The 1,920-nt window shown below is 61.9% G+C and carries 2 protein-coding genes and 1 pseudogene; all 3 read right to left on the bottom strand.

The genetic code is table 11. The features are described from left to right. Nucleotides 1-409: pseudogene (gene murD / locus HX846_RS25630) on the bottom strand (UDP-N-acetylmuramoyl-L-alanine--D-glutamate ligase); the annotation flags it as partial. A 6-nt stretch (nucleotides 410-415) separates the two neighbouring features. Next, nucleotides 416-1,498, bottom strand: coding sequence for a phospho-N-acetylmuramoyl-pentapeptide-transferase (gene mraY, locus HX846_RS25625; RefSeq protein ID WP_008434230.1), 1,083 nt, complete (start codon nucleotides 1,496-1,498; stop codon nucleotides 416-418). After that, nucleotides 1,498-1,920: glutamate ligase domain-containing protein (locus tag HX846_RS25620; protein WP_306173152.1), on the bottom strand; the 423-nt coding region annotated here is incomplete at its 5' end. The genes mraY and HX846_RS25620, both read right to left, overlap by 1 nt.

Raw genomic sequence — 1,920 nt, 5'->3', positions numbered from 1 at the left:
GCTTGCCGGCCGCAGCCGCCATCTCGCCCACCAGGGTGGTCACGGTGCTTTTGGCATTGGAACCGCTGATGGCCACGATCGGCGCCTTCGCGTTACGCGCGAACAGCTCGATATCGCCGGACAACTTCACGCCACGGGCCGCCGCCGCTTGCAGGGCCGGGGTCGCCAGGGCCAGGCCGGGGCTCACGTAGAGCTCATCGGCACGGCATAGAAACTCGACATCCAGCTCGCCACAACGCACTTCCACGTGCGGGTAGTCACGGCGCAGCGTGACCAGCTCCGGTGGATTTTCCCGCGTATCGGCCACGGCAAACGACGTGCCCCGGTTCGCCAGGAAGCGAACCAGGGACATGCCGCTCTTGCCGAGGCCGACAACGATGCGGAAGTGGTCTGAAGCGATCAGGGACACTCGTTTCTACCTCAGTTTCAGGGTGGCAAGGCCGAACAGAACCAGAATCACGGTGATAATCCAGAAACGGACAATCACCCGCGGCTCAGGCCAGCCCTTGAGTTCAAAGTGGTGGTGAATCGGCGCCATGCGGAATACGCGGCGCCCGGTCAATTTGAAGGAGGCAACCTGGATCACCACCGACAGGGTTTCCATCACGAACACACCGCCCATGATGAACAGGACGATTTCCTGACGGACGATCACCGCGATGGTGCCCAGGGCCGCGCCCAGCGCCAGTGCGCCGACGTCGCCCATGAAGACTTGTGCGGGGTAGGTGTTGAACCACAGGAAGCCCAGGCCCGCACCGATCAACGCGCCGCAGAACACAATCAGTTCGCCTGCGCCCGGTACATACGGGATCAGCAGGTATTCAGCGAATTTCACGTTACCCGACAGGTAGCAGAAGATGCCGAGGGCACCGCCCACCATCACCGTCGGCATGATCGCCAGGCCGTCGAGGCCGTCCGTCAGGTTGACCGCGTTGCTGGAGCCGACGATCACGAAGTAGGTCAGCACCACGAAGCCGACGCCCAGTGGAATGCTGGCGTCCTTGAGCATCGGGATGATCAGGGTGGTTTCCACCGCGCTTGGCGCAGTCATGAACAGGAAGATCGCCGCGCCGAGGCCGAACACCGATTGCCAGAAATACTTCCAGCGGCTAGGCAGCCCCTTGGAGTTCTTCTCGATCACCTTGCGGTAGTCATCTACCCAACCGATGGCGCCGAACAGCAGGGTCACCAGCAGCACGGTCCAGACATAACGGTTATGCAGGTCAGCCCACAGCAGCGTACTGATGCCGATGGACGACAGGATCAACGCACCGCCCATGGTCGGGGTGCCGGATTTGGAAAGGTGCGACTGCGGGCCGTCGTTGCGTACCGACTGGCCAATCTGCAGGTTTTGCAGGGTACGGATCATCCATGGCCCGAGGAACAGCGACAACGACAGCGCGGTCAGCACACCCAGGATCCCGCGCAGGGTCAGGTACTGAAAGACCGCGAAGCCTTTGTGGAACTGTTGCAGATACTCAGCCAGCAGCAGCAGCATTAATGTTTCTCCGTACTTGAGCCACACAAGGCCGCGACGACGTTTTCCATCACCGCGCTGCGCGATCCCTTGATCAAAATAGTGGTGTGTTTGTCTTGTTCAGCCGCACTCAGTGCCTGGATCAGTTCGGCCTGGCTGGCGAAATGCCTGGCGCCCGGCCCGAAGGTGTCCACGGCGTGCAGCATGTTCGGGCCAACGGCGTACAGGGCATCGACCTTGCCAGTTGCGTACGCGCCGACTTCACGGTGAGACTGTTCGGCCCACTCGCCCAGCTCGGCGATATCCCCCAGCACCAGCACCTTGCGACCGGCGAAACCGGTCAGCAGGTCGATGGCGGCACAGATCGAGGACTGGTTGGCGTTGTAGGTGTCATCAATCACGCGCATGCCGTTGCTGGCCAGTTGCGCGACGGTGCGCCCCTT

It is taken from the genome of Pseudomonas sp. K5002 (assembly GCF_013386655.1).
Classification (GTDB): Bacteria; Pseudomonadota; Gammaproteobacteria; order Pseudomonadales; family Pseudomonadaceae; genus Aquipseudomonas.
Note: the sequence above shows the minus strand (reverse complement) of the source record. Positions and strands in the feature narration are given on the sequence as shown.